Origin of the sequence: Sulfuricurvum sp. PD_MW2, assembly GCF_002633015.1 — a bacterium.
GTDB lineage: Bacteria > Campylobacterota > Campylobacteria > Campylobacterales > Sulfurimonadaceae > Sulfuricurvum.
Genome location: NZ_NSIU01000019.1, coordinates 1 through 25,340, shown reverse-complemented (window position 1 = coordinate 25,340; position 25,340 = coordinate 1). Strand labels below are relative to the sequence as shown.

27 protein-coding genes are annotated in these 25,340 nt (G+C 43.3%); 13 read left to right on the top strand and 14 right to left on the bottom strand.

Annotated elements, in window-relative coordinates; genetic code table 11:
* Positions 1-3 precede the first annotated feature (3 nt).
* From CJD30_RS08835 to CJD30_RS08810, 6 genes are all read left to right on the top strand, one after another.
* Positions 4-1,041 carry a rod shape-determining protein gene (locus CJD30_RS08835; RefSeq protein WP_294918421.1) on the top strand — a complete coding sequence of 346 codons (1,038 nt, stop codon included), beginning with the start codon at positions 4-6 and terminating at the stop codon, positions 1,039-1,041.
* Positions 1,034-1,795: a rod shape-determining protein MreC gene (mreC, locus tag CJD30_RS08830; protein WP_294918419.1), complete on the top strand. Its 762-nt coding sequence runs from the start codon at positions 1,034-1,036 to the stop codon at positions 1,793-1,795. Before CJD30_RS08835 ends, mreC begins: the two co-directional genes overlap by 8 nt.
* A 66-nt stretch (positions 1,796-1,861) precedes the next feature.
* On the top strand, positions 1,862-5,119 hold the full coding sequence (gene carB / locus CJD30_RS08825) for a carbamoyl-phosphate synthase large subunit (protein ID WP_294918417.1): 3,258 nt from the start codon (positions 1,862-1,864) through the stop codon (positions 5,117-5,119).
* Between the two features lie 3 nt (positions 5,120-5,122).
* Positions 5,123-5,554: a hypothetical protein gene (locus tag CJD30_RS08820; RefSeq protein ID WP_294918415.1), complete on the top strand. Its 432-nt coding sequence runs from the start codon at positions 5,123-5,125 to the stop codon at positions 5,552-5,554.
* Between the two features lie 8 nt (positions 5,555-5,562).
* Positions 5,563-6,156 (top strand): hypothetical protein, encoded by a 594-nt coding sequence (locus CJD30_RS08815; RefSeq protein WP_294918413.1) that lies wholly within the window; start codon positions 5,563-5,565, stop codon positions 6,154-6,156.
* A gap of 1 nt (position 6,157) precedes the next feature.
* Positions 6,158-7,336, top strand: a complete 1,179-nt coding sequence (locus tag CJD30_RS08810; protein WP_294918411.1) for a glutathionylspermidine synthase family protein — start codon at positions 6,158-6,160, stop codon at positions 7,334-7,336.
* Here CJD30_RS08810 and CJD30_RS08805 read toward each other — a convergent pair whose 3' ends face one another.
* From CJD30_RS08805 to CJD30_RS08760, 10 genes are all read right to left on the bottom strand, one after another.
* Positions 7,337-8,131, bottom strand: a complete 795-nt coding sequence (locus CJD30_RS08805) for an ABC transporter permease (RefSeq protein ID WP_294918409.1) — start codon at positions 8,129-8,131, stop codon at positions 7,337-7,339.
* Entirely contained in the window at positions 8,131-9,978 is a 1,848-nt protein-coding gene (flgK, locus tag CJD30_RS08800; protein ID WP_294918407.1) for a flagellar hook-associated protein FlgK, read from the bottom strand. The genes CJD30_RS08805 and flgK overlap by 1 nt, the downstream gene beginning before the upstream one ends.
* A 1-nt stretch (position 9,979) precedes the next feature.
* Positions 9,980-10,411: a hypothetical protein gene (locus CJD30_RS08795; RefSeq protein ID WP_294918405.1), complete on the bottom strand. Its 432-nt coding sequence runs from the start codon at positions 10,409-10,411 to the stop codon at positions 9,980-9,982.
* Between the two features lie 13 nt (positions 10,412-10,424).
* Positions 10,425-10,631: a flagellar biosynthesis anti-sigma factor FlgM gene (locus tag CJD30_RS08790; RefSeq protein WP_294918404.1), complete on the bottom strand. Its 207-nt coding sequence runs from the start codon at positions 10,629-10,631 to the stop codon at positions 10,425-10,427.
* Between the two features lie 66 nt (positions 10,632-10,697).
* Positions 10,698-10,991, bottom strand: a complete 294-nt coding sequence (locus CJD30_RS08785) for a rod-binding protein (protein ID WP_294918403.1) — start codon at positions 10,989-10,991, stop codon at positions 10,698-10,700.
* Positions 10,991-12,037 carry a flagellar basal body P-ring protein FlgI gene (locus CJD30_RS08780; RefSeq protein WP_294918401.1) on the bottom strand — a complete coding sequence of 349 codons (1,047 nt, stop codon included), beginning with the start codon at positions 12,035-12,037 and terminating at the stop codon, positions 10,991-10,993. Before CJD30_RS08780 ends, CJD30_RS08785 begins: the two co-directional genes overlap by 1 nt.
* Positions 12,038-12,087: 50 nt before the next feature.
* Positions 12,088-12,675, bottom strand: a complete 588-nt coding sequence (rsmD, locus tag CJD30_RS08775; RefSeq protein ID WP_294918400.1) for a 16S rRNA (guanine(966)-N(2))-methyltransferase RsmD — start codon at positions 12,673-12,675, stop codon at positions 12,088-12,090.
* The gene (locus CJD30_RS08770) at positions 12,665-13,045 is read right to left on the bottom strand and encodes a hypothetical protein (protein WP_294918399.1); all 381 of its coding nucleotides are present in this window, start codon (positions 13,043-13,045) and stop codon (positions 12,665-12,667) included. Before CJD30_RS08770 ends, rsmD begins: the two co-directional genes overlap by 11 nt.
* A 1-nt stretch (position 13,046) precedes the next feature.
* Complete coding sequence (locus CJD30_RS08765; protein ID WP_294918398.1) at positions 13,047-13,748, bottom strand: exonuclease domain-containing protein; 702 nt, start codon at positions 13,746-13,748, stop codon at positions 13,047-13,049.
* A gap of 3 nt (positions 13,749-13,751) precedes the next feature.
* The gene (locus tag CJD30_RS08760; RefSeq protein WP_294918397.1) at positions 13,752-14,186 is read right to left on the bottom strand and encodes a hypothetical protein; all 435 of its coding nucleotides are present in this window, start codon (positions 14,184-14,186) and stop codon (positions 13,752-13,754) included.
* 88 nt (positions 14,187-14,274) lie between these two features.
* Here CJD30_RS08760 and murA point away from each other — a divergent pair, with 88 nt between their 5' ends.
* On the top strand, positions 14,275-15,537 hold the full coding sequence (murA, locus tag CJD30_RS08755) for a UDP-N-acetylglucosamine 1-carboxyvinyltransferase (protein WP_294918396.1): 1,263 nt from the start codon (positions 14,275-14,277) through the stop codon (positions 15,535-15,537).
* Positions 15,538-15,787: 250 nt separating this feature from the next.
* Here murA and purL read toward each other — a convergent pair whose 3' ends face one another.
* Together purL and greA are read right to left on the bottom strand one after the other, a co-directional pair.
* Positions 15,788-18,001, bottom strand: a complete 2,214-nt coding sequence (gene purL, locus CJD30_RS08750; protein WP_294918395.1) for a phosphoribosylformylglycinamidine synthase subunit PurL — start codon at positions 17,999-18,001, stop codon at positions 15,788-15,790.
* 310 nt (positions 18,002-18,311) lie between these two features.
* Positions 18,312-18,842: a transcription elongation factor GreA gene (greA, locus tag CJD30_RS08745; protein WP_294918394.1), complete on the bottom strand. Its 531-nt coding sequence runs from the start codon at positions 18,840-18,842 to the stop codon at positions 18,312-18,314.
* 162 nt (positions 18,843-19,004) lie between these two features.
* Here greA and CJD30_RS08740 point away from each other — a divergent pair, with 162 nt between their 5' ends.
* Positions 19,005-19,949, top strand: a complete 945-nt coding sequence (locus CJD30_RS08740) for a diguanylate cyclase (RefSeq protein WP_294918393.1) — start codon at positions 19,005-19,007, stop codon at positions 19,947-19,949.
* Positions 19,950-19,955: 6 nt separating this feature from the next.
* Here the strand turns inward: CJD30_RS08740 and CJD30_RS08735 are convergent, their stop codons facing one another.
* Positions 19,956-20,282 carry a hypothetical protein gene (locus CJD30_RS08735; RefSeq protein ID WP_294918392.1) on the bottom strand — a complete coding sequence of 109 codons (327 nt, stop codon included), beginning with the start codon at positions 20,280-20,282 and terminating at the stop codon, positions 19,956-19,958.
* Positions 20,283-20,352: 70 nt separating this feature from the next.
* On the opposite strand from CJD30_RS08735, the gene CJD30_RS08730 reads away from it, so the two are divergent.
* The 5 genes from CJD30_RS08730 (at position 20,353) to rpsR (ending at position 24,565) form a co-directional block, all read left to right on the top strand.
* Positions 20,353-22,314 carry a ribonuclease R family protein gene (locus tag CJD30_RS08730; protein WP_294918391.1) on the top strand — a complete coding sequence of 654 codons (1,962 nt, stop codon included), beginning with the start codon at positions 20,353-20,355 and terminating at the stop codon, positions 22,312-22,314.
* Complete coding sequence (gene holA / locus CJD30_RS08725; protein ID WP_294918390.1) at positions 22,295-23,260, top strand: DNA polymerase III subunit delta; 966 nt, start codon at positions 22,295-22,297, stop codon at positions 23,258-23,260. The genes CJD30_RS08730 and holA overlap by 20 nt, the downstream gene beginning before the upstream one ends.
* Before the next feature lie 117 nt (positions 23,261-23,377).
* Positions 23,378-23,752: a 30S ribosomal protein S6 gene (gene rpsF / locus CJD30_RS08720; RefSeq protein ID WP_294918389.1), complete on the top strand. Its 375-nt coding sequence runs from the start codon at positions 23,378-23,380 to the stop codon at positions 23,750-23,752.
* A gap of 18 nt (positions 23,753-23,770) precedes the next feature.
* Positions 23,771-24,286 (top strand): single-stranded DNA-binding protein, encoded by a 516-nt coding sequence (locus tag CJD30_RS08715; protein ID WP_294918388.1) that lies wholly within the window; start codon positions 23,771-23,773, stop codon positions 24,284-24,286.
* A 21-nt stretch (positions 24,287-24,307) separates the two neighbouring features.
* Positions 24,308-24,565: a 30S ribosomal protein S18 gene (gene rpsR / locus CJD30_RS08710; protein ID WP_013459534.1), complete on the top strand. Its 258-nt coding sequence runs from the start codon at positions 24,308-24,310 to the stop codon at positions 24,563-24,565.
* Between the two features lie 64 nt (positions 24,566-24,629).
* Here the strand turns inward: rpsR and CJD30_RS08705 are convergent, their stop codons facing one another.
* On the bottom strand, positions 24,630-25,184 hold the full coding sequence (locus CJD30_RS08705; protein ID WP_294918387.1) for a GNAT family N-acetyltransferase: 555 nt from the start codon (positions 25,182-25,184) through the stop codon (positions 24,630-24,632).
* Positions 25,185-25,340: the final 156 nt, after the last annotated feature.

Here is a 25,340-nt window from a genome sequence, read left to right as displayed (position 1 = left end):
TTAATGCTATTTAATAAATTAATCGGAATGTTCTCAAATGACCTCTCTATCGACTTGGGAACAGCTAATACCCTTGTCATCTCAAAAGGCAAAGGGATTATCATCAATGAGCCATCTGTTGTAGCGGTGAAAACAGAAAAATACGGTCAGCAAAAAGTTCTTGCCGTAGGTCGCGAAGCTAAAGAGATGGTGGGAAAAACACCGGGTAATATCAAAGCAATCCGCCCAATGCGCGATGGAGTTATCGCCGATTTCGATATGACCGAAAAAATGATCCGTAAATTTATTGAAAAAGCACACGGACGAAGCAGTCTTATCAGTCCGCGTATCATTATCTGTATCCCTTACGGTCTTACACAAGTAGAGCGTAAAGCGGTACGTGAATCCGCGATGAGTGCCGGTGCACGTGAAGTCTATCTCATCGATGAACCGATGGCAGCTGCAATCGGTGCAGGTATCGATATTCGTGAACCAAAAGGGAACATTGTCGTTGATATCGGAGGAGGAACCACTGAAATTGGTGTCATCTCACTTGGCGGACTCGTACTCTGCCGCTCTATCCGTGTTGCAGGTGATAAAATTGACCGTGCTATTATGGATTACGTCAAACGCAAATACAACCTTCTCATCGGTGAACGTATCGCCGAAGATATTAAAATCAATATCGGTACAGCAATGCCATTAGCCCAAGAGCTCAAGATGATTATTAACGGACGTGACCAAGTCGAAGGGCTTCTCACATCAATCGAACTCAGCAGCGAAGATGCACGCGAAGCGATGCGCGAACCGCTCAAAGAGATTCTTGAAGCACTACGTGATGTTCTTGAAAATATGCCGCCGGATTTGGCAGGGGATATCGTGAATAACGGTGTCATTCTCACAGGGGGCGGAGCATTGATCCGTCAGCTTGACAAATACATTTCAGAAACGATCAAAATCCCTGTTTACGTTGCTGATGAGCCTCTATTGTGTGTTGCACGCGGAACAGGACGCGCATTAGAAGAGATCGACCAACTTCACGAACTCTTCGATAATGAATAAAAGTACTCTTACCACAACAGCCCTCCTTGCCGCAATGCTTGGAGGGACGCTCTATTTTACCAACTTTTTACAATCACCGATACTGCAAGTTACCCATTCTATAAAATCGTATTATCTTGATGGGGTCGAATCAATCCAGGATGCAATCAACGAGCATTTTCATCAACAAGCGACTATCATAGCTTTAAAAGAAAAAAATCGTTACTATGAAAAAGAACTTATCAATTTGCACCAAGTAGCCGATGAGTATCAAAAGCTTTTGCATGAACAAAACAGTTCTCTCGCAACGCATCCGCATACCGCATTAGCACGAACTCTCTCTTATGTTCGATTTGGAGACCCGCACCGCGTATGGATTGAGATGGATCGTTTCGATCCGAAAAAAGTTTACGGACTCTTGTACCGTGGCTATACAGCCGGAATAGTGGTAGGGAGCAACGGACATGCGCTGGGACTTCTTAACGGAGACGTCAAAAGTTCCTATGCCGTAACCATCGGCAGTACCCTTGCACCGGGAATCGTACGAGGCAATAATGAACGCCGTCTTATTGTCGAATTCATCCCGACATGGATCCCTATTTCGGTCGGAGATGAAGTGCTAACGTCCGGCTTGGATCGTATCTTTATGTCCGGGTTAAAAGTCGGTAAAGTGATCTCTATCTCCAAAGCCAGCGGATACCAAAGTGCTGTGGTGGAACCCTACTTTTACGGCAAAAATCCAGCCTATTTTCATGTCATTACCGAGGTACGGTAGTCACTGTAATCCGATTTTAAGTGCTTCTCGTCTATAATAATAAAATTTTTATTGATAGGGGTCTTAATGCCAAAACGCGACGACATCAAAACGATTTTACTCATCGGATCAGGCCCGATTGTTATCGGACAAGCCTGTGAATTTGACTACTCAGGGACTCAAGCGGTAAAAACGCTCAAAGAGCTTGGATACCGTGTAGTTTTGATCAACTCGAATCCAGCAACGATTATGACCGACCCTGAATTTGCCGATCGTACCTACATCGAACCTATCAAACCTGAAATCATTGCGGAAATTATCAAAAAAGAGAACGTAGATGCTATTCTCCCGACCATGGGAGGACAAACCGCTCTCAATGCCGCTATGCAAATGTATGAAAAAGGGATGTTAGAGGGGATAGAATTTCTCGGTGCAAACCCAAGCGCGATTAAAAAAGGGGAAGACCGTCAAGCGTTCAAAGAGGCAATGATCAAAATCGGTATGGATTTGCCAATCTCCCGCTATGCGTACAATATGGACGAAGCGATGGCAGCCGCTGAAGCGATCGGCTTTCCGATCATCATCCGTGCATCGTATACGCTTGCCGGAGGAGGAAGCGGTGTTGCGTACAATATCGATGAGTTCAAAGTACTCGCGCAACGCGGTCTGGACGAATCTCCAATCACCGAAATTCTGATCGAAGAATCCTTGCTTGGATGGAAAGAGTATGAGATGGAAGTTATCCGTGACAAAGCGGACAACTGTATCATCGTCTGTTCTATCGAAAACTTTGATCCGATGGGTGTACATACCGGCGACTCTATCACCATTGCTCCTGCGTTGACATTAACCGACAAAGAGTACCAACGCATGCGTGATGCATCGTTTGCAATTCTACGTGAAATCGGTGTCGATACCGGCGGATCAAACGTACAATTCTCTGTGAACCCGAAAACAGGTCGTATGATTGTTATCGAAATGAATCCACGTGTTTCACGCTCTTCCGCATTGGCATCAAAAGCAACCGGTTATCCGATTGCAAAAGTGGCAACCTTGCTCGCAGTAGGATTTACCCTCGATGAGATTACCAATGATATCACCGGAACACCTGCTTCGTTTGAACCGGTCATCGACTATATCGTGACCAAAGTTCCACGCTTCACATTCGAGAAATTCCCGGAAGCAGAATCGACTCTTACCACCAGTATGAAATCAGTCGGTGAAGCAATGGCAATCGGACGCACATTCAAAGAATCGGTTCAAAAAGCACTCTGTTCGCTTGAAACAGGGCTTAGCGGGTTTGATCCTATCGATGCCGATCTCGAATTTGTCAAACACGAGATCCGCCGTCCGAACGCAGAACGCATCCTCTATGTCGGGCAAGGGTTCCGAATGGGTCTCTCCAAAGAAGAAATTTTCGACCTCTCGAAAATCGATCCTTGGTTCTTGACCCAAATCGAAGAGATCATTGCTCAAGAAGCGAACGTCACTACTGCGACACTCAGCAACGAAGATCAACTCCGCCGACTCAAAACCGAAGGTTTCTCGGATAAAATGATTGCCCGCTTGATCACCCAAAACGGTGGAAACTGCAAAGAGCTTGATGTCTATGAAGCACGCAAAAATCTTGCCATTGCATTTGAATACAATGAGGTAGACACTTGTGCGGCTGAGTTCGGATCACTCACTCCGTATTTGTATTCTACTACCAACATCACTCGTCTCGGGCTTCAAGCACCGCGTCAAAGCGATAAGAAAAAAGTGATGATTCTCGGTGGCGGACCAAACCGTATCGGACAGGGGATCGAGTTTGACTATTGTTGTGTTCACGCATCATTTGCCCTCAAAGAGATGGGCATTGAGACGATCATGGTCAACTGTAATCCGGAAACCGTCTCTACCGACTACGATACGTCCGATGTTCTTTATTTCGAACCGATCGATTTTGAACATGTCCGCTCTATCGTAGAAGCGGAGCAGCCGGATGGAATTATCGTCCACTTCGGAGGGCAAACTCCACTTAAACTCGCGAATGGACTTCACGCCATCGGTGCTAAAATTGCCGGAACGTCTGCAGAAGTGATCGACTTGGCGGAAAACCGTGAAAAATTCTCCGCATTCGTTGTTGCACAAGGTCTTAAACAACCGGAAAACGGTATTGCTATGACAAAAGAGCAAGCGTTTGCCGTTGCCGAAGAGCTTGGGTATCCGGTACTTGTTCGTCCATCATACGTTTTAGGCGGACGTGCTATGCGTATCGTTTACAACGAAGACGAACTTCGCACCTATATGGACGTAGCGGTATCGGTCAGTAACGATTCACCGGTTCTTGTTGACAAATTCCTCGATCAAGCCGTTGAACTTGACGTTGATGCAATTTCTGATGGAACCGAAGTGTATATCGGGTCAGTAATGCAACACATCGAAGAAGCGGGGATTCACTCAGGGGACAGTGCATGTTCACTCCCACCGGTGAGCCTCAGCCGTGAGCTTCAAGCGCAAGTAGAACAACAAACGAAAAAAATTGCCTTGGGGCTTGGTGTTATCGGCTTGCTCAACATCCAATACGCTATCTATCAAAATGAAGTCTATTTGATTGAAGTGAATCCGCGTGCATCTCGTACAGTACCGTTTGTTTCAAAAGCGACCGGTATGCCTTTGGCAAAAGTTGCAACGCGTGTCATGCTCGGTGATAGTTTACGCAGTGCCTTAAAATACTACGACAATTACAACATTGTTATGGAAGCAGATGGGCTCCTGAAACCGCGTCTCAAAGGTCACGTCGCGATCAAAGAAGCAGTATTTCCGTTCAATAAACTCTACGGTGCCGATTTGGTTCTCTCTCCGGAAATGAAATCAACCGGTGAAGTTATGGGGGTTAGCCAAAACTTTGGCGTCAGTTTCGCAAAAAGCCAGCTTGCAGCAGGCAACAAAATCCCGACGTCGGGAACATGTTTCCTCTCATTCATCGAGATGGATAAAGTCCATGCGCCGGAAATCGCACGCGGACTTCACAATCAAGGTTTCAGCCTTGTTGCAACACGCGGTACTCAAAAAATCATTGAAGCGGCTGGTATTCCGTGTGTGGAAGTGCTCAAAATTTCTGAGGGGCGTCCGAATATCGAAGATATGATGAAAAATGGTGATATCTCTTTAGCCATCAATACATCGGACAACAATACATCAAAAAAAGATGCTGAGCAAATCCGCCAAATCGTTCTTCGTATGGGGATTCCATATTTCACTACGCTTAGTGCAGCTCGCGCGGCGATTGAAGCGATGGGACATATGCAAGACGACAGCTGGATGGAACCGCAAGCGCTTCAAGATTATCTCATCTCCTAAGCAATGGACAAAATCATCCTTGCTCAAACCGACACTACCGTCGGATTTCTCTCGCAAGACGCATCTCGTCTTGAAGAGATCAAAATGCGCAATGGAAATAAACCTTTTCTCAAAGTATATGCAGAACTCAAAATTCTTCGCTCTGATATCCGTATTCCGCCCATCCACAAACACCGAATCCGACATAGCCGTAAAACCACTTTTGTCCTCAAAAATCAAGCGTTTCGATTTGTCAGCGATTTGGAACACGCATGTCTTATAAAGCCTTACGGATGGCTCTTTTCGACTTCGGCCAACAAAAGCGGAGAACACTACAACCCAGATTTTTGTTACCATGTCTCCGATATCATTGTCGAAGATTATCGAGGATTATCGGAAAAAAGCGCCTCCAAAATTTTTAAACTCAATTCCAAACATTTAAAACAATTACGATAGGAGTCAAAATGAAACCTTTTACCTCTGCAAATCATATTATGCTCGGAACCATGGGATTTGTCGTCCTTAGTGCTCTTAGCGGATGTCAAAGCGCTCCAGAAGAAAAAACTGCCGAAGAAAAAGCTGCCGAAGCAAAAAATAAATTTTTGGTCGTGGAACAACTCACAAACGGCAAATATGTCATTGTAGAAGAGATGCCTACCGAAGGCCCTAGTCGTGCAATTATCCGTTCTAAAGACGAAAATGGAACCGTGCACGAACGTGTCTTGACGGAAGCCGAAATGAAAGAGATGGCGGATCAAGAGTACAAAAAAATGGAATCGGGTCAGTCTGAACTCAATGGAGAGCCCCACAGCGAAGGTATGGGGTTGGCAGGGACCATCCTCGCAGCTGCCGGAGGGGCATTATTGGGTAACATGATCGGAAATGCGCTCATGAATAATGCGAATGTCCGTAAACATCAGGACATGTCCAACCGCTCCGCCTACCATCGCTCAGCAAGCGGCATGAGTACTCCGGCCTCTTCTTCAACGCAGAAAAAAAGTTTCTTTGGAAATTCGGCCGCGAAAAGCACCTCAAGCAGCAGCAGTTTTGGAGGTTGATATGATAACGTTACAAAAAATAAATCCAATCAACGATGCAACATTAGAACAAATGGGTTTCGGTTGGCATACCGATTCTGATCAAAGCAAATACATTGCGGATGAATTGGTTGTGCTCACCGATGCGGAAGCGGAAAATTATTATGAAGCGGTAAACGAACTCTACGATATGTATGCTACCGCAGCTCAATACGTCATCGATAATAATCTCTTTTTTGATCTCGGAATTCCATTCAATCTGATCGACCCGATCAAAAAGAGCTGGGAAAACGATGTCCACTGGCACCTTTATGGACGTTTTGATCTTGCGGGAGGGATTGATGGAAAACCGATTAAACTCATTGAGTTCAATGCCGATACCCCAACGGCTCTTTTCGAAACAGCCATCTTGCAATGGGCACTTCTCAAACACAATAATATGGACGAAGAGCGTCAATTTAACTCGATTTATGAAGCAATCAGCGAAAATTTTCGCCGTCTTGTCACGCTGTTTGACGATACCGAAAAATTTGATGCTTTGTATGAAGGATGGAAAATCCTTTTTAGCTCTGCTAGCGGAAACATTGAAGAGGAACAAACGGTTCGTCTATTGCAGCAGATGGCAATCGATGCAGGGTTTGAAACAGGATTTGAGCCGCTGGGCGGCGTTAAATTCGATGAGAATGGAATTTACGATAGTGCAGAGATCAACTACGAATATTGGTTCAAACTCTTTCCGTGGGAAGAGATTGCGATTGAAGAGCCTGAACTTGCAACACTCCTCACTACCATCATGAATAATCAACAAGCGATTATTCTCAATCCCGCCTACACACTCCTCTTTCAATCCAAAGGGATGATGAAAATTCTGTGCGATCTTTTCCCTGATTCGCCGTATCTGCTCAAAACATCATTCGAACCGCTCCAAGGAATTTCTCATGTTGAAAAACGGATGTTTGGACGAGAAGGTGCCAATGTACGGATTATAGACGCTGCAGGCAGCACACTCGAATCCAATGACGGTCCGTATGGCAACTTTAAACCGATTTATCAAGAATATGTCGAATTGCCGAAAGATAACGCAGGCAATAGCTATCAAGCCGGCGTATTTTTTGCCTACGAAGCGTGCGGTTTAGGATTCCGACGAGGAGGTAAAATATTGGGCAACATGTCTAAATTCGTAGGACATGTTCTTCGATAGTTAACGGATCTCTTTTTGGTTCCAATGCGCTTGAAGCGCATCGGAGATATTCATTAAAGCAAATGTAACTAAAAAGATCAATAATCCCGGAAAAAAACTCACCCACCACGCGATATCAATGACCTCTTTGCCCCCACTGAGGATACTTCCCCAACTCATCTGAGGCGCAACAATCCCCAATCCCAAAAAAGAGAGTCCCGATTCTGCTAAAATAGCTCCCCCCACTCCAAATGTAAAATTCACCAATACAATCGGAGCCAAAAGAGGAGCATAATATTTGAATATTATTTTAATCGGATGTACCTTTCCAATGTGAAGGATACGGATAAATGGTTTCGATGCGATAGCAAAACTCTCGGAACGTATCAAACGTGCCGTCCCCATCCATCCGGTGATTGAAATAATGACAATGAGTATCCAAACTGATGCATTCACATAGCTCACCAACGTCAAAAGCAAAAACAGTGTTGGAAACGTTAAAAAAAGATCAACGACTATGATAAATAGCTTATCGTATCCACCTCGAAACAGTGCAGCACTAACACCATAAATCAAGCCTATCAATGTCGCAACCAAAGCACTCATAAATCCGATAGTCAAAGAAATTTGTCCACCAACCATCAAACGTGCCAGTAGATCGCGTCCTAACCTTTCCGTACCGAACCAATGACTAAGTGATGGAGAAAGCAATATTGATTGTGAATCGAGTACATGTGGGCTGAGCGTATAAAAAAACGGTCCAGCAAATGAGAAAAGAATCACCGTAACTAATACGGTAATGCTATAAAGTGGCATCAGCTTTTTATGCCTAAAAGAGTTGTCATCATTTGATCAACCGTTGTAATGACTTTCGCAGCTGCACCATAAGAGGTTTGATAACGAATCAAATTTGCCATCTCTTCATCGATACTGACTTTGCTTATAGAGTCTTGTTCTTGCTTTATCGCATTGTATTGCGCTGTAATGGCATCATTATTGGCGATAACAGCATTCGTTTTTGTTCCGACTTTAGTAACCATATTGTCAAAGTAACCATACACGGTATCTGTCGTTTTATTAAATCCGGTACCGAAAGTTACCGATCCAAACTGTAATTGAACGATATCAAGAGCTGTCTGGTTATCGCCGTTTGCCGGAGAAGCGTACCCTTTGATATTGCTGGTATCATCTTTCATTGCGCTGTTCAATCCAATGCTTTTTGCACTATTACCATCAAGAAAACGGTTCACTCCGGTTACACCGGCGAAATTCGTTCCATTGTCTTGAATCGCGAAAGTGTAACCTTGATCGGCGTATGATCCTTGAAGCGCGATTGAAAATATTTTTTGATTAGCATTGAATGTTGCATTCAACATACTGTTGATATCATTCAATGCATTACCGTCTTTGTTATCATCTTTTGCAGAATTGATTTGGTTGACAATGCTATTTGTGGATAAGGCAGAGTTATCTATTAACGTCCCCTCATCAATTGTAACACTCCGACGACCGACCTCTTTGCCGCTGATATCGTATACAATTAAATCAAATGAACCTGTTTTGAAATTTTCATCCGTACTCATAAGCGATTGATTATTAGAAAAACCAAGTACATTCGATTGCATGGCCTTTGTCGCCGTTTGTGCATAAATACTGTTGGTAGATTCGATAAGACCTTTGGCGAAACTGTCCATATTATTAATGGTTTCTTGCAAAAATCCGTCTTGGAATTCTCCATTTGTACCGATTTTAGAGCCTCTCAGCTCAAGTAATGCACCCACTTTTCCACCGGTAATATGTTCAGCATACGGAACACGAACACCGTCTTGACGTTCATAATAAATGTCATTGTAACCGTTTGGATTATCGATATTGTTCAAACCGATAGGATGAAATGTACTGCCATCAACGATATTGAAACCACCTACTTGTATCGTATAGCTTCCCTGTTTTATCGCTATATTGCTATCAATCACATTATTGGTTTCGATTTGTCCGACAATAACTTTGGCACCAACTAACTTATTTAAACTCAATTCTAACTGACTTCTCTCATCTCTGAGATCATTGGCATTCATTGTCGAGATAGATTCGGCTTCATTGATCCTGGAGTTGATTTTTGCTATTTGTTCTGTAATACGGTTGACTTCATCGATGTTCACTTTGACTTGATCATTCAATGAGGTTTGCAAATCATGTATTTTTGAACGCGTCTCTTGAATATGTTGCGACAAGGTTTGTGTTTGCTGAGCCAATGACTCTTTGAGAGATGTATTACTCGGATTTGCAGCAAGCGATTGCCATGCATTGAAATAGTTTTGCAAATCGTTTTTTATACCGATTTTATCGATCTCAGGAAAATACGAGGACAACTCCTCAAGATTTCGTTTCAACGTATCGGAATTCTCTTTGCTTTGTGCAGCATTGGCATAACGGGTAAAGACAAAATCATCAAATACTCGAGCGATTTCGGTGATTTGTGCTCCGTTCCCTACCGCTCCAGGTTGAGAATAGATCGGTGTTGCGGCAGCTGTAACAACACGTTGGCGAGAATATCCTTCTGTTTCGGCATTGGAAATATTGTGACCTGTTGTATCAATACCGATTTGTGCTACATTTAATCCGCTATATCCGATATTTAATGCGTTGAAAATGGATGCCATCTTATGCTCGCACTTCCAAAAATGACGCTTCAGAACGTGCTACTTTTTGATACCCTTGCATTTGTGTCGGAACCAATCGTTCCAAGAGAGCATTATAAAAAGAGCCTACACTGAGAACCATTTTTGCGTACTGTTGATTGACTTCCCGCAACGTAGAGAGATGTTCTTTGAGTGAGTCGAGTTGTTGATGTTGTTCATTATCTAAAAGTTCAGAGAGAGCATGTGAAGGATTTTGAGTCATCAGTTTTGAAATTTCACGATCGATCATCGCCTTTTTTTGTTCAAAACTTTTGATTTTTTCCTCTTTGAGCGCTAGTCGGTCAAATTGAGGATCGTGCTTTGCTTCTTTGATATCTGCGATATCTTCTTGTGACAAAGAAATGAGAGTTTCAAGATCTTTGATAGCGCTCTGCAACTGATAAGACAACATCATAAACTCCTGTATTTTAAGTCAGTTCTTGTGCGATGCGTTTGGCTAACGCTTCGATATCGACACGATATTCGCCCTTCTCGATAGAAGCTTTTAGCTCATCGATACGGCTAGTGTCACCTTGTTTCGAAATAGATTGCGTGGATTTCTCCTGCTCTTTTGTTTTTATTGTCGATTCCTGATACGTCGCCTTTAGGAGCGACCCGTTTACACTTCCTATCATGTTGAATCCTTATTTTGCGTTTATGATGTCTACAACCATATCGGCAAAAAACTATAAAAATTTAATTTATTTATCTATTTTCACACCCTTTTGACTGAGGTTGTCATAAAGCATTTGTGAAAAACCAAATCCCCCGGCACTTGCGTTTGAAAGTTCTTCACGGTACATCGATTTATAAATCTTGTCACCCGGATCGTTTGAGCTCGTAAAAACATTTTTTTCATCTTTCATCGCTTCATCCAACATCATTTTTACGATAATTGCTTCAAATTGATCTGTCTTCTCTTTGAGTGCTTTATTTCCCTCTTTTGAGCCTATCGTAGGAAGCGATTTTTGATACCCGACATTCGTTATATCCATTAGATGACCTCCAAATCAACCGAAATTGCACCGGCACTTTTCATTGCCTGAAAAATTGAGATCATCTCTTTAGGCGTTGCACCCATTTTTTGAAGCGATCTGGCGATATTGGCAACAGTTGTTGTCCCTTTTTCGGTGAAAATCTCATTTTCATTTAACCCGATAACGAGACTTTTATCCATCGCGACACTTCCTGCAGGTTTTGAAACTTCATTTTGAGACAAAATTTTTACCGTTAAACTTCCCTGTGTCACGACCACCGGCTTAACCTCGACATCGACACCGGCAACAATCGTCCCCGTACGTTCATTGATGATAATTTTTTGATCTTGCGTATAATCGATATTCAAACTTTGAACTTCAGCCAAAAATTCAACCATTGATTTATTGCTTGGAAGTTGAAGCTGAATCGTTCGCGGATCGATCGCTGTTGCTGCATGTGATCGATATTTTGCATTAATAGCATTTTGAATCGCTACCGCATTTGCGAAATTGGATTCTTTCAATGAGAGTGTTGCGTTGTTTTGATGATATAAATCCTGAGCAATTTCACGTTCAACCAAACCGCCGCCGTAAACCATCCCTACCGTCGGGTGAGATTCTGCACCAGCACCTTTGTCATTTTTTCCACCGATGCTCAGTGGTCCTTGTGCTAATGCATAAATTTTGCCGTCAACCCCTTTGAGCGGAGTCATCAATAATGTTCCGCCTTCGAGCGATTTAGCATCACCGATAGAAGATACGGTAACGTCAAATGAATCGCCTTGACGAGCGAACGGGGCAAATTTAGCGGTAACAACAACCGCTGCAACGTTTTTGGATTTGATGTCTACCGGATTCATATCGATATTCATCGCTTTAAGCATATTCGCGATTGATTGGAGGGTGAATTTAGAGGTTGTACCGTCACCGGTTTTTTTCAAACCGACGACCAAAGAATAACCGATAATTTGATTATCCCGTACACCGACAATATTCGCTACTTCACTGATACGTGTCGCGTGTGCAATAGTTAGTAAACAAAAAAGTAAACCGATAATTCGCATGCCCATCCTTTATGATGAAAGGATTAAGCAAAGGCTATTCCAAAAATGGCTTATGCGTAGTAAGTGAGTGACGTTTTTCCAAAACGTTTTGATTTGATACGATTAAAATGGCCGATAGAATCAGGTAATTCAAGTGTACTCATATGCTCGATAATAACCAAAGTCGCTATCTCAAGAGGAATCGAAGCGATCATATCGATGGTTTTGTCGTAAATTTCTTCCATCCCTTCACGAATGGAAAAAGGGGGATCAACATAGATAAAAGCACTCTCGTTGAGTGTGGAAAGACGTTTTTTAACATGGACAATATTGGTAAAACTATCTCCCTCAACCACCTCGCAGGCACGTGGGTCGGTTTGCGCGATATTTTCACGCAGAGTACGGATCGCATCCCGATCTTTTTCCATAAAAATAATTTTTTTAGCCCCTCGACTGAGAGCTTCCAATCCAATCGATCCGCTTCCCGAAAATACTTCAACTAAGACTGAGTCAATAATGTCAAACTGCAACGTGTTAAAAAAAGATTCAACAACAATCGCTTTTGAGCTGCGTGTCGTCTCTTTTGAAGGGAGCTTTAACGTTTTGCCTTTGTATTTTCCGGCAATGATTTTTTTGGTAATAGTTGGATTATTTTTCATAAAATGCACGTATCGCTTTTAAAATATTAGATTGGTATTCACGGGTCAATTTATCAATATGACGTTCCAAAATTTCAAAGCTTATTTTTTCGTCATTTGAAGATACTCGCTCCTCGATTGACGGAAATGAAACATCGTGCTTTGACTCGAATTTTTGGTTTAACGCATGCAATAATTGCGCTTTAGAAAAGGGTTTAAGAAGATCGGAAGATTCATCGGAACCGATTACAAATGTAGGATATTGATCATCATCTATATTTTTGTCACGAATCAAAATATCACATTGACGAAGCGAACTTAGATTCCCTTCCAAAAAAAGTTCCAATGAACGTTGCAACAATGGTGAATCACACTGAATCGCTACTTTCAAATCACTTCCCTCTCAAATAATAATCGATACTATAACGCAAATCTTCATCCATATCCATTAAACTATCACTCATCCACTTCAGATATCCGGGGTCTTTGAGAGCAATCTCTTCGATCCGCTTTTTAGCGTATTTTCCAAATGGCAAACGGGTCAAGAGAACATGACTTTTGGATATTTCTATCAGTCTTTCACTATCCGCCAAATCCAGAAGATATTCCAGTACCATTTTGGTGTGTAATGCATCGCTGAGTGCATGGTGGGGAGTTATAAGAAGATTATACGCTTCAAAAATTTCACGTTCATGACGATAAAGCCGCAGTTCATATCGCAAAAATTGCAGGCTGTACCCCTCCAAATCATCCATCAGTGATTTGGAACATTTGAGCGTATCAATCACCCTCCCCTGCCATGTCAATCCCTCTTTTTCCAGCATCGCTAAATCAAACGGGGCATTATGCGATACCAGCACATTCTCAGTACTATTGAGTTCTCGGAGTTTTTGATAACTCGCAGAGGAAGAAAATGCAGGAGCATCCGTGAGCATTTCATTGGTAATATGGTGGATTGCAGAGGCGGAAGGAGGGATCTTTTTCCCAGGATTGATCAACTCAAAATGATTGATCTGATCGTAGATCAGTCCCAACGCACAAATTCTATCTTTGGGTTCCACTCCCGTTGTTTCGGTATCAAGAAATATCAGCATCGTTTAGTGTGTCGTTTGAGATTTCAGATGAGAGATAAGATTATGATAGTGTTCCAATGTTCGGAAACTTTTTTCAAACCGCCATCCCAAAACAAATGAAATGATCTCATTTTTTTGTTCAGGTACTAGTTTTTCGGCACGCCCATAATAGGCTAGTGAAATATTTTTATTTTTTACTTTCGCGTCTTTGTCATAGATTATGGCGATAATTTGAGCGTATTTCCCCTCTTTGATCGCACCCAAATCATCTTCGGAAAGAGAAATACCGGAGAGATTGATCGCTTTAAAGTCAAAAAGCATCTCAAATTGTTCTACTTTGGCATGAATTCCCAATTTTCGATAAAGTTCTTCGAGAGTTTTGAGGTTGCTTTTGCGTTCCAATTCGTAACTGGAGATTTGTGCAGTGAGGTTTTTTAAACGATCCAATGCTGAACTCACGTTTTATCCCTCCATTACCTCTATGATTTTGATAATTTTAACCTAGCTTGACTTATAATACGTCACTTTTTATCATTGTGGGAATTTAATGGACTATTTACGAATTCAAGGGCCGACTAAACTTAGCGGAACCGTTACTATCTCCGGCGCGAAAAATGCCGCATTACCACTTATCACGTTGGCGCTTTTAGCCCACAATCCGCTCAAAGTCACCAATATGCCTGAAGTGGCCGATATCAAAACCCTTCTAAAACTTCTCCAAAATCTCGGGGCAAGCTGTACATTGCAAGATCATGTACTGAATATTGACACCTCTACCGTCAATCACACGATGGCGAACTATGATATCGTCAAAACGATGCGTGCTTCTATACTTGTCCTTGGACCGCTTCTCGCACGTTTCGGTCACTGTGAAGTCTCTTTGCCGGGCGGATGCGCTATCGGTCAACGTCCGATCGATCTACACCTCAAAGCGATGGAAGCGATGGGAGCAACGATCACAATCCATGCGGGATACGTTCATGCCGTAGCACCGAAGGGGCTTAAAGGAGCTCATATCATTTTCGATAAAATTACTGTGACCGGAACAGCAAATGTCGTTATGGCGGCAGCACTGGCACACGGCAAATCAGTTCTTGTCAACTGTGCTAAAGAGCCTGAAGTCGTACAACTGTGTGAAATCCTACGTGACAGCGGTATCGATATTACCGGTATCGGAACATCTGAAATCACAATCGTCGGAACAGGCGGAAAAACTATCGATATGGTCGATTTTGAAGTTATCCCTGACCGTATTGAAGCGGGAACCTATCTGTGTGCGGGAGCGATCACAAACTCTACGATTACATTAGAGCGTGTCCGCCCTGATCATCTTGATGCCGTTACGGCCAAATTGGAACAAATGGGATGCCGTGTCGAATGTAGCGCTGATACGATGACGATTCATCCTGCTGCACAACTCAAACATGTAGACATCATCACCCAAGAGTACCCGGCTTTCCCAACCGATATGCAAGCACAATTTCTAGCCCTTGCAACGTTGGCCAAAGGGGCAAGCAGTATCGATGAGCGATTGTTTGAAAATCGCTTTATGCACGTCAGTGAATTACAACGTCTCGGAGCTGATATCAAACTCAGTGGTCACGTTGCTACCGTTATCGGACCGTGTGAACTCTACGGAGCTGATGTTATGGCAACCGATCTACGTGCATCAAGCGCATTGGTATTGGCAGCAATGGCAGCTGAGGGGACAACAAACGTCCATCGTATCTACCATCTCGATCGCGGATATGAAAATCTTGAACAAAAGCTCCGTGCACTCGGTGCTAAAATAGAGCGTCTCAAAGAGTAGCTGTCCTCCCCTCTTGGGAGCGTATTTTTCCTCCGTTTTCTTCTATTCGCCGCAACGATAACTTAGATTGGTAATATAAAATTCACACTTGTTTTTGGATCGAATCCGAAATAATCTTTTGAGTAACTTTTTCATGCGCATCTGCATGCAAAAAGTATTCCTCATTTATCGATATGTAATCTTAAATATAAAAGTGTAGTTGTAGAGCGATGTGAAGTTGGCACTCCACATGCATTTTAACTGATAGTTATTAGAGGTCGCCTTCAATCACTTTTTTGAAGGTGTTGTAGTAGATGTTTTGCATCTCAGGAAGTCTCATTGTTACATCATTGAAACTAAAAGTATCTCCGCCGATTGTACCGATTTTTTGGCAATCCAATGATCCGACCATCGCTTCAAATGCCGCACAATTCTCCGGAGCCACTTCAATGATTGCACGGCTCATGCTTTCTGCGAAAATATCACGCGGATCGTTCACGTTCATCGTTGCGCCAATCCCTTTTCCGCTGACACATGCCATTTTCGCCAATGCAATTGCCGCTCCGCCAGAACTACAATCTTTTGCCGCTTCAAGCAATCCTTTTTTATTCGCTTCGATGACAAGATTCCATAATGCGCGCTCTTTAGTATAATCAATGGTCGGAATGGTTCCTGCGACAACATTATAGAGCTCTTTCATATACAAAGATCCGCCGAATTCAGAGCGGTTTTCACCAACGATGTAAACTACATTTCCCTCATTTTGGAACGTCGACAACAATACGTTGTTTTGATCATCATTGACCCCTACCATCGCGATGGATGGGGTAGGAAAAACCGATTTTCCGTTGGTTTCATTGTACAGCGATACGTTTCCGCCGATAACCGGAGTATTCAATTCCGCACATGCTTCTTTGATCCCCAAACATCCTTGTGCAAACTGCCACATCACTTCCGGATTTTCCGGATTACCGTAATTGAGACAATCGGTAATCGCTTTTGGAGTCGCGCCGCTCATCGCGACATTACGACCGCTCTCGATTACCGCAGCGGCCGCTCCGGCTTTTGGATCAATAAAACAATAACGAACGTTACAATCCGCACTCATCGCCAATGCGACACCGTTTTCTTTGATACGGATAACCGAAGCATCCAGTTCACCGCCTTTTTTGACGGTATTGGTTTGTACCATCGAATCGTACTGCTGATAAATCCACCCTTTATCCACGACTTCCATCGACGCGATCAATTTTTCAAATGCGCTCTGGTTATCAACTGCTTCAAAATCGCTGAGTTTTACATTCGCAATCTCATCAAGATATGCGGGGCGGCTCATCGGACGATCTAGTACCGGTGCTTCTTCACTCACCGGATCGACAGGAACTTCTGCACATTTCTCTCCATGCCAGAACAGCTCCATTTTACCCGTAGCCGTAACTTCACCGATAACGGCACAGTCAAGATCCCATTTTTCAAAAATATCGATAATCGCTTGTTCTGTCCCTTTTTTCGCACAGATTAACATACGTTCTTGCGATTCGGAGAGCATGAACTCATACGGTTGCATCCCCTGTTCGCGTGCAGGAACTTTATCCAAATGCATGATCATACCGCTTCCTGCACGTCCCGCCATCTCGAATGAACTTGATGTCAAACCAGCCGCACCCATATCCTGAATCCCGACAACATAATCGGTTTTGAAAAGTTCCAAACACGCTTCAAGGAGAAGTTTTTCGGTAAACGGATCTCCTACCTGAACAGTCGGACGAAGCCCTTTGGATGCTTCAGTGAAGCTATCCGAACTCATGACCGCACCGCCGAGACCGTCACGCCCTGTTTTAGAACCGACATAGATAACCGGATTTCCAATCCCCTCAGCACGCCCGTAGAAAATTTCATCGCTTTTTGCAAGACCGAGAGTAAATGCATTCACCAGAATATTACCGTTATAGCATTCATCAAAACTCGTTTCACCACCGATCGTCGGCACCCCCATACAGTTACCGTATCCGCCGATACCCGATACGACTCCGCGAACCAAATAACGTTGATGTGCACTGATATCATCTTGATTCAATACGTTTCCGAAACGAAGCGCATTTAGGTTAGCAATCGGACGCGCTCCCATGGTAAAGACGTCACGCATAATACCTCCGACACCTGTCGCGGCACCTTGATACGGTTCGATAAAACTCGGGTGGTTGTGACTCTCCATTTTGAAAACTGCCGCATACCCGCCGCCGATATCGATAACTCCCGCATTTTCACCTGGACCTTGAATAACCCACGGTGCTTTTGTCGGGAAACCACTCAAATGTTTTTTAGACGATTTGTAGCTGCAGTGTTCGCTCCACATGGCTGAAAAAATCCCGATTTCGACGAGATTCGGTTCACGTCCGAGAATTTTTTTGATATGGTCATAATCTCCCAGTGAGAGTTTATGTTGTTTGAGAACTTTTTCGATGTCTGGAAGGGGAGTGCTCACGGCAGTTTCCTTGAGTAAAATAATAAAATTGGTGCGATTATACCAAAGGGTTCAACAGTGCCCCCTTAATTTACTCTCTATTTACAAAATCAACTTAAATTTTATCATGAAATTATTCTTGGAGGTTTATCATGACTTTGTCAAAACGTCTTTTTTTAATTGCATTAGGAACGATTCCGCTCCTCGCCCATGCGACAATAACTCCACTCACATCCGAAAAAAGAACCCGTGTAAGCAAAAGTGTCCTTTTTGCATCGATGGAAAAGTTGGAGAGTAAAGAGGAAGTGAAAAAATCGAGATCAAATAGCCCTTAGTGAAACCCGAACTCTTTTTCAGTACGGATATTTTTTTTAAGTGTATAAATATCTATATAGGTAACTGCAATCACTTCGTAACTCTTTTTTCCGGCGGGGAGATGGACACTGAATTCATCTCCTTCCTCTTTGCCTAACATTGCTCGCGCAAGCGGTGAATGAACTGAAATTAACGCATTTTCGGGTTCACTCTCTAACGTTCCGCAAATCGTATAGACAAACTCTTCTTCACTATTGACATCCATAATCGTAACCGTCGCTCCGAAATGAGCACGCGAATGCTCAAGCAAAGAGGGATCGATAATCTGCGCTTTTTCTATCATCGAATTGAGATAAAACAGACGTTTGTCTATATGTCGAAGTTTCTCTTTTGCAGCATGGTACTCCGCATTTTCACTTCGGTCTCCCAACTCGGCGGCACGCTGTTTTTCTTGATTGACACGCGGTTTCTCAACCTCTTTTAAATATTTAAATTCACGTAACAGTTCATCATATCCTCTCGTACTCATCGGCTCTTTATGGTTCATTTTTTATCCGCTTTTTAAAAAATATCCTGAAAATATATCGAATCTTAGCTTCGACTACAGATGAACAAAGATTCTAAAATGCAACAAAGTTGCAACTCAAAAGTGAAATAATTCGTAATGCTAAACAAGGTTAATTACAAAAATTTTATACGATAAAGTATCATGCAAAACATTAAAACCGATCTCTACTCTCTTGCAGATGAAATCATTAACGAGCTAAAAGCAAACGATATCCCCGCTCTGCCGGAAAATTTTACTTTTTATTTTGATAAGCTTCTCGAAAAGAAAAATGATGAATTTCGCAAACAGATCAATTCTATCACCCATCATGCCGATGAAGCGATCCACAAAAGTTTCGAATATGAACGTTCTTTAACTCAAGGGGCGAAAGCGGTCAAACTGATTTTGACTCAAGGCTCCAACGTTTACAAAAACACCACCCTTTTAAAAAAAATTATCCAGACGAAAAAAGATATGGTTGCTTCGAATGCAGATCAAGAGACTCTACTGGACGTAACCTCTTCGGTTGAAACGGTTTTAGAAAAATTTTTAACCTCTTTGGAAAAACAAGCTTCATCGATAAAAGAACTCTACGGAACGGTTGCAACCTCTATCAAAACAGCCAAAAATATGAGTGTTTACAATGCAACCTTAGGCGTTTTCAACAAAAAATACTTTTTGACTCTGATTGAAAAAGAGCGAGAACTTTGCAATAATTCAGCCTACGAAAGCTCTTTAATCTCTATCTCTCTTTCCAATAATTCACTCTCAATTAAAAATACCAAAACGTATGCAAATTTAGTGCGGCATATGGGAAATGTTCTAGCGAACGCGCTTCGCAGAAGTGACTCAATATCATACTATGGGAATGGTATTTTTACGATTTTATTACGTCATACAAACGAAACGGAAGCTGAAATAGCGACGGAACGCTTTAACCGTCTCGTCTCAAAAGCAATTTTTATCGACGCAGACCCAAATGCAAAAAATGAACATATTCTGATGGGAATTATCCAGATTGGGGCCGGACTAAGTGCAGAAGAATTATTAGCTCAATCCGTTGAAGCCATGCACTCGGCTGCTCCAACAGATTCGCCATCAACGTAAAAAATTTTACGCCGCAAATCCGACAATATAATAGGTCGGTTTTCCGTCCACTTTTTGTAGGTTAACTTTATATTTATCGGCGAAATGGTTGATTTTTTCCATCGCATCACTCGCACTCACTTCGCTCGTTGCATCGATTTTGATCTTAAAATAGTCATTTGTGTTAGACATTGCTACATACGATTCATCCGTTTTCAACGCTTCGTGCAAATCCAAAATATGTTTGATGATTTTCTCATACCCTGATGTATTTTTCTCAATCCGTGAAAGTTGCTCCGCAAGAGCTTCATTAGGCGTATATCCAAGTTGATTTAAAATCGCTTCGTATGTCATAGCTATAGTTCCTTTGTAAAAATAAAGGAGTTATTCTATCATAGAAGTTTTTATTGACTATAATAACTTTATGAAATCACTCCTAATTCGTCTTACCCATGGTCTGTATGACCAAGATATCACCGAGTCTGAACGTGGAAACGTACAAAACTGGTTTGCCATGAAACTTCTCACACATGAGGAGGGGAAATACCAATTTGCTTCTCAGTACCGCGCGGGGATCGTCTCGTTAGCGTCCGAGAGCGGCGCCTATCTTCAGACTTTAGGCGAAAGCATCCGTGACCACTTTATCGAAACAGCGAACCTCATGGGGGCAAAAAGCAGCGATTTGGTCATCGCGCAACGGCTTCTCGGACGACGCGGCGGACCTCAGGCAAAAGTTGTCATCATTGCAGGACGAAGCGAAACCTACAGTGTTGCTGTCGTCAGTTCCAAAAACACTCATCTAGGGTTGTATGACATCCGCACCGACCACCCCGCAGGATTTGCCCTCTCTGACCTCCCCGAAACCACCGAGGGGTCACTCTATCAGATCAACAACCAAAGCGGAACTATCGCCGCCTATCTCGGAAACTTCAGTGACCCGAAAGTGGATGAGAAAATCGTCCTCGCCCTCTACAACAAACACGACGCTTTCGAAGATGATGTACTCGCCATGGCACGCGAATTTCCCAAAGAGGTGGATGCGTCGCAGTACCCCTCACGCCGTGACCTCCGTCACCTCCCCTTTTGTACGATCGATCCCGTCACCGCCAAAGACTACGATGATGCGATCTGTTATGTCCCCGAAACGTCCACCCTCTACGTTGCCATCGCCGATGTCAGCGAATACGTCCACCCTTTCGGTGCCATTGATGCCGAAGCAATTTACCGCAGTTTTTCAATCTATCTGCCGCACCGCTCCATCCCAATGCTTCCCCGAGAACTCAGCGAAACACTCTGTTCGTTGCAAGGCAATGTCGACCGCCTCGCATACACATTTGAGATGCATATCGATCCCACCACCTACGAGATGGATTCGTTCGAGTTGTACGAGTCGATTATCCACTCCCATCGCCGCTTCACCTACGAAGAGATCGACGCCTATTTGGAGGGTCACCTAAGCGCCCAAAACGACAAAGAAGCAAAAGCTTTGGCCTATATCAATGATCTCAACGTTCTAACGGGGAAACTGCGGGAAGAGCGGATGAAAAAAGGGTACAACTTCCGCTCCAGCGAGCTGGAAATGCGGATTGACGAAGAGCAGAACATCGTATCGACCGAATTTGCCGTCGAGACCCCATCACATGCTCTAATCGAGGATTGTATGCTCCTCGCGAACAAAGCCGCTGCTTCGATGTACGAGCGGGGAGTATTTCGTATCCATGAATCGCCCTCTCCGATGAAACTCCAAAGCCTTTATACCGAACTAGCCAGTATCGGGATTTTTGTCGAATCCCAAGGATCCATCAAAGAGACGATCATGGCAATTCAAGCAGAAGCGGAGCGGCGTGATCTGGTGAGCGAAGTAGACACCCTCATCATCCGCGCTCAGATGCAGGCACGCTATGCCCCCTATAACATGGGACACTTTGGATTGGGATTCGATCGCTACACCCATTTTACCTCCCCAATCCGCCGTTACAGTGACCTGATCGTCCATCGTCTCCTCAAAGCGATTCAATCACACGATACCGAAGAGGGATCGTATGTTCTTCGCAATATCGAATCGCTGTGCACCTCGATCAGCGAAAAAGAGCGTGAGGCCAGTGACATTGAGATCCGTTTCCATGAACGCAAATTCGCCCGCTGGGCAGCCACCGTGATCGGTCAGGAGTTCAAAGCGCGTATCATGCGCGCCGAAGAGCCGTTCATTGCCGAGATACACGATGTAATTATAGGTGCCAAGGTAGCTGTTAACTCCCAATTTGGACTCATGCTTTTTGATGATATTATTGTGAAAATCGAAAGTTCCAATCTCGCCACCGCCAAAATCACTGCGTCGTTTGTACGCCATATCGAAAAGGAGTCTGATGAATCGACAAGATCTTGATCGTCATATTCAAAATAATTCAGCCCCCAAAGCAATGGCGCTGTTTGGAGAGAGCCACTTTCTCATTGACCGCTACGCCCACAAACTCTCACAAATCGAGGGGGCATCGGTTCTCAGCCTTTATCACGACGAGTACGATTTCAATACCGCCAAAGCCCACCTTTCCCAGGGTTCCCTTTTTGGTGACCAAAACCTCCTCATCGTCAAACACGAGAAGAAGCTCCCCAAAGCCGAACTCGATACCCTCGTCGAACTGGTCGGAAAAAACAGCGACAACACCTTTATTTACTGCTACTACGGTGAAGATGTCAAAGGGGCGGACACCGCGTTCAAAGGCTCTCACACAGGATCGGTTCGCTTCTTTCATCCCTTTGCTGCCGAAGCGCGTGGCATTGTCATGCAAGAAGCTCAAAGCTTAGGGGTTCAGCTCGATAACCAAGCGGCGTTTCATCTCCTCGACATTCACAACAACGACCTCGCCCTCGCCTGCAACGAGCTCTCCAAACTCTCCATTTTGGGCAAGCCGATCGGAATGAAAGAGATCGACGAACATGTATTCGGACTGAGCGAAATCAAACTGGATCATTTCATCGCCCGTGTCATCGAGAAAAAAGAGTTCCTCCCCTCTCTACGCCATCTCCTCGAATCGGGAGAAAACGAGATACAGCTCCTTACTGCCATCAGTGGATTTTTAACGCAACTCTATCTCTTTAACAGCGCGATCAAAATTCACGGCGTTGCCGATTCGGCACTGGTTTTGGGCTATAAACTTCCCGGATTTGTCGAAAAAGAGCGTGCCGCCCTCTCGATCAAAATCTCTCCAGAGAGCTATAAACGAGGTATCAATCTCCTCCTTGATACCGAACTGAAGATGAAATCGACCGGAAGTCCGGATCAAGAGTCACTGCTTCTATCTGCCCTACTCAAACTCCAATCTATCTTATAACCAAAACTTAAATTAAGCGGATTTTTAGTATAATCCGCGCGTTCCTTGCTCTTTGCAACACGATTGTCGTGCTGTATTAATACCATAAGGGGCGAACACCATAAGGAGACATACGCTATGAGACATTACGAAAACCTAGTAATCGTAAAACCTACTCTTACAGAAGAAGAGATTAAAAACACCATCGCTCTCGTTGAAGAAGTGATCACTGCAAACGGCGGTGAAATCATTGCTCGCGACGCAATGGGAATGAAAAAATTGGCTTACCCGATCGAGAAAAATGCTCGTGGTTATTTCTACGTTATGTATCACAAAGCTGCACCAGCTTCTATCGCTGAAATTGAACGTCGTTTCCGCATCAACGAAGAAATTTTACGTTTCGTAACTATGAAATACGATACAAAACGTGAAATCGCAGCATGGAATGGTATGGTTGAAAAAACCAAAAAACCTGCTGCTGTTGCTGAGAAAAAAGAAGAAGCAGCTTCTTAAGCCCTTTAAGGAAAACCTATGTATAACAAAGTCATTTTGGTTGGAAATCTTACCCGCGACATCGAACTGCGTTATTCGCAAAACGGTTCGGCAATCGCTAAAACCGCTATTGCGACCAGCCGCAAATTTACGTTGAACGGTGAGAAAAAAGAGGAGACTTGTTTTGTCGACATCACTTTTTTCGGCCGTTCAGGTGAAGTAGCCAACCAATACCTTCGCAAGGGTTCTAAAATCCTGGTAGAGGGACGACTTAGTTTTGAACAATGGGTTGACCAAACAAACGGCCAAAAGCGCTCCAAACACTCCGTTATCGTTGAAACGATGCAAATGCTCGATTCACGCGGCGAGGGTGGTTCTCAGGGCGGTTATAACGATTACAACGATGCTGGAAACAGTTATAGCGGTGGATATGATGCTCCTGCACCAAAACCCTCTTATAACCAAGCACCGTCGTATTCTAAACCCGCTCCGGTAAGAATGCCGGAAAACAATCTCCCGGAGATTGATATTAACGAAGACGAAATTCCGTTTTAGAATAAGCACAAGGATAGAACCATGTCAGAAAAAAGAAAATACAAAAAACGTTATTGCAAATACTGCGAGCAAAAAGTTGATTTCATTGACTACAAAGATGTAGCTTCTTTGAAATATTCACTCTCTGAGCGTTTCAAAATCATGCCACGCCGTCTTACAGGTAACTGTAAACGTCACCAAGACATGGTTACAATCGCTATCAAACAATCACGCGCAGCTGCGTTGATCCCATATACTGTATCACGCAAAGTGATCGCCGGCGCTTCTTTCGAAGGTTGAGCCGAACCTCGTATCGGCTTTGCCGATACATCCCTCATAACATTAACACTCCGACTCTGTATTATTAATCCATCCAACGTCTAGGATCATATCCGTCTGTAGGACGTATAACTGCCGCTTTTTGAAGTTTTTTTACCAAAGTGATAACATCTTTGCCATCAATAAAACTTTGTTCTAGAACCGTGTTATCGTGACGCATAAAGCCATGCTTTTCATAGAAAGATAGAACAGACGAATCTTTGAGCACAGAAACACTGATTTGATCATAAAGTGCTCCGGCTTCAATAGAGAGCTGTTCAAGCATTTGTGAACCAAATCCTCTTCTTCTATGCTCTGGAAGAACAGCTATATTCAAGATAGGTGTATTGTCATCAATGTATCCGTTTGTACCGTGATCCGCATTTAAACGACGAATCCAAGCGGCTCCTGCAATCTGGTTATCTACAAGGATATAAAGACCTAAATCTTTGCTAGTAAAGCCATAGAACTCTTCATAGATTGAGAGTTTCGGTATATCGGAGAGTCTTTTATTGACTTCATCCAAACGCATAGAATAATGAAGCATATCGGTAACGATTTTTTGTTCGGAAGATCTGAGAAAATAAAGTGTTGTATTCATGAATGAAGTATACAGTAGAGTAGCTGACAAGAGAGGTCTAGAGCTTGAATGGTGAATATAAAGATAATAGTTTAGTAGATTTGCTTTTGATTTTGAGTGAGAAGTTTTTTTTGATTATTTTAGTAGAAGAAGAAATTCTGAGAGCCAGGCGGCGAC

Bases quoted from the DNA above. Each gene is read 5' to 3' on its own strand.
- CJD30_RS08735 (WP_294918392.1), bottom strand. From the start codon at position 20,282: ATGACATACGAAGCGATTTTAAATCAACTTGGATATACGCCTAATGAA.
- CJD30_RS08740 (WP_294918393.1), top strand. From the start codon at position 19,005: ATGCAAAACATTAAAACCGATCTCTACTCTCTTGCAGATGAAATCATT.
- rsmD (WP_294918400.1), bottom strand. From the start codon at position 12,675: ATGAAAAATAATCCAACTATTACCAAAAAAATCATTGCCGGAAAATAC.
- CJD30_RS08765 (WP_294918398.1), bottom strand. From the start codon at position 13,748: ATGCTGATATTTCTTGATACCGAAACAACGGGAGTGGAACCCAAAGAT.
- CJD30_RS08705 (WP_294918387.1), bottom strand. From the start codon at position 25,184: ATGAATACAACACTTTATTTTCTCAGATCTTCCGAACAAAAAATCGTT.
- CJD30_RS08785 (WP_294918403.1), bottom strand. From the start codon at position 10,991: ATGGATATAACGAATGTCGGGTATCAAAAATCGCTTCCTACGATAGGC.
- CJD30_RS08815 (WP_294918413.1), top strand. From the start codon at position 5,563: ATGAAACCTTTTACCTCTGCAAATCATATTATGCTCGGAACCATGGGA.
- CJD30_RS08730 (WP_294918391.1), top strand. From the start codon at position 20,353: ATGAAATCACTCCTAATTCGTCTTACCCATGGTCTGTATGACCAAGAT.
- CJD30_RS08820 (WP_294918415.1), top strand. From the start codon at position 5,123: ATGGACAAAATCATCCTTGCTCAAACCGACACTACCGTCGGATTTCTC.
- mreC (WP_294918419.1), top strand. From the start codon at position 1,034: ATGAATAAAAGTACTCTTACCACAACAGCCCTCCTTGCCGCAATGCTT.
- rpsR (WP_013459534.1), top strand. From the start codon at position 24,308: ATGTCAGAAAAAAGAAAATACAAAAAACGTTATTGCAAATACTGCGAG.
- flgK (WP_294918407.1), bottom strand. From the start codon at position 9,978: ATGGCATCCATTTTCAACGCATTAAATATCGGATATAGCGGATTAAAT.
- greA (WP_294918394.1), bottom strand. From the start codon at position 18,842: ATGAACCATAAAGAGCCGATGAGTACGAGAGGATATGATGAACTGTTA.
- CJD30_RS08790 (WP_294918404.1), bottom strand. From the start codon at position 10,631: ATGATAGGAAGTGTAAACGGGTCGCTCCTAAAGGCGACGTATCAGGAA.
- rpsF (WP_294918389.1), top strand. From the start codon at position 23,378: ATGAGACATTACGAAAACCTAGTAATCGTAAAACCTACTCTTACAGAA.
- holA (WP_294918390.1), top strand. From the start codon at position 22,295: ATGAATCGACAAGATCTTGATCGTCATATTCAAAATAATTCAGCCCCC.
- murA (WP_294918396.1), top strand. From the start codon at position 14,275: ATGGACTATTTACGAATTCAAGGGCCGACTAAACTTAGCGGAACCGTT.
- CJD30_RS08835 (WP_294918421.1), top strand. From the start codon at position 4: ATGCTATTTAATAAATTAATCGGAATGTTCTCAAATGACCTCTCTATC.
- CJD30_RS08715 (WP_294918388.1), top strand. From the start codon at position 23,771: ATGTATAACAAAGTCATTTTGGTTGGAAATCTTACCCGCGACATCGAA.
- CJD30_RS08795 (WP_294918405.1), bottom strand. From the start codon at position 10,411: ATGATGTTGTCTTATCAGTTGCAGAGCGCTATCAAAGATCTTGAAACT.
- carB (WP_294918417.1), top strand. From the start codon at position 1,862: ATGCCAAAACGCGACGACATCAAAACGATTTTACTCATCGGATCAGGC.
- CJD30_RS08810 (WP_294918411.1), top strand. From the start codon at position 6,158: ATGATAACGTTACAAAAAATAAATCCAATCAACGATGCAACATTAGAA.
- CJD30_RS08780 (WP_294918401.1), bottom strand. From the start codon at position 12,037: ATGCGAATTATCGGTTTACTTTTTTGTTTACTAACTATTGCACACGCG.
- CJD30_RS08805 (WP_294918409.1), bottom strand. From the start codon at position 8,131: ATGCCACTTTATAGCATTACCGTATTAGTTACGGTGATTCTTTTCTCA.